This is a genomic window from Stenotrophomonas sp. YIM B06876, assembly GCF_030711595.1.
Lineage (GTDB): Bacteria > Pseudomonadota > Gammaproteobacteria > Xanthomonadales > Xanthomonadaceae > Stenotrophomonas.
Map to the genome: position 1 here is coordinate 1 of NZ_JAUJUJ010000244.1, position 1,205 is coordinate 1,205.

The window sequence follows — 1,205 nt, forward strand, 5'->3', positions numbered from 1 at the left end:
CTCCAGCTGGCGTATCGCCACGCTCAGCGGCGGCTGCGAGATCGCCAGCCGGCGCGCGGCGCGGCCGAAATGCAGTTCCTCGGCGAGCACGACGAAATAGCGCAGGTGCCGCAGCTCCATGGCAGGCCGCCTTTCACAATAGTTAAATCAAATTGATCGAAAGCAATTTGATATTAGACAGGAATCGTTGCGGCTCGAACAATGGGGCCCAAAGGAGACCAGCCATGTCCAGTACCGCTGCGCCTGCCGGCGCCCCCGCCGACCATCCCGTGCCCGACCGCCACGGGCAAAACCTTTTCACCACCGACAGCGAACTGCACCAGCTGCTGGCGCTGTACCTGCCGCCCGATCTGCTGCGCCACATGCAGCCGCATTTCGAGCGCCTGGGCGCGCTGGCCGGCGGCCCGCTCGACGATCTGGCGCACACCGCCGACGTCAACCCGCCGACGCTCTCGCTGCGCACGCGCACCGGCATCGACGAGCAGCGCATCCACAAGCACCCGGCCTACGTCGAGATGGAGCGCCTGGCGCTCGCCGAATTCGGCCTGGCCGCGATGTCGCACCGCGACGAGACGCTGGGCTGGAAGGGCAAGATGCCGCCGCTGGTCAAGTACGTGCTGACCTACCTGTTCGTGCAGGCCGAGTTCGGCCTGTGCTGCCCGGTCTCGATGACCGACTCGCTGGCGCGCACGCTGAAAAAANTTCGGCCTGGCCGCGATGTCGCACCGCGACGAGACGCTGGGCTGGAAGGGCAAGATGCCGCCGCTGGTCAAGTACGTGCTGACCTACCTGTTCGTGCAGGCCGAGTTCGGCCTGTGCTGCCCGGTCTCGATGACCGACTCGCTGGCGCGCACGCTGAAAAAATTCGGCAGTCCAGAGCTGGTGGCGCGCTTCCTGCCGCGCTTCCAGTCGGTCGACTTCGACACCCTGGCGCAGGGCGCCATGTTCATGACCGAGCAGGCCGCCGGCTCCGACATCGCCGCCACGCTCACCTCGGCCGCGCAGGACGCAGCTGGCCAATGGCGATTGTCTGGCGACAAGTGGTTCTGCTCGAATCCCGACGCCGACTTCGCCATGGTGCTGGCGCGCGCCGAGGGCGCGCCCGCGGGCATGAAGGGCGTCTCGCTGTTCCTGCTGCCGCGCGACCTGGACGACGGCACGCACAACCACTACCGCATCATCCGGCTCAAGGACAAGATGGGCAC

General features: G+C 66.7%; 3 protein-coding genes. 1 reads left to right on the forward strand and 2 read right to left on the reverse strand.

Translation table 11 applies throughout. The annotated features are described in order from the left end of the window. Both QZH66_RS16440 and QZH66_RS16445 read right to left on the reverse strand, forming a co-directional pair. On the reverse strand, positions 1-120 hold a 120-nt coding region (locus tag QZH66_RS16440; RefSeq protein ID WP_305806951.1), incomplete at its 3' end, for a LysR family transcriptional regulator. A 53-nt stretch (positions 121-173) separates the two neighbouring features. Next, positions 174-563, reverse strand: coding sequence for a hypothetical protein (locus QZH66_RS16445; protein WP_305806949.1), 390 nt, complete (start codon positions 561-563; stop codon positions 174-176). A 154-nt stretch (positions 564-717) separates the two neighbouring features. Between QZH66_RS16445 and QZH66_RS16450 the strand changes: the two genes are divergently transcribed. Further along, on the forward strand, positions 718-1,205 hold a 488-nt coding region (locus QZH66_RS16450), incomplete at its 3' end, for an acyl-CoA dehydrogenase family protein (RefSeq protein WP_305806950.1).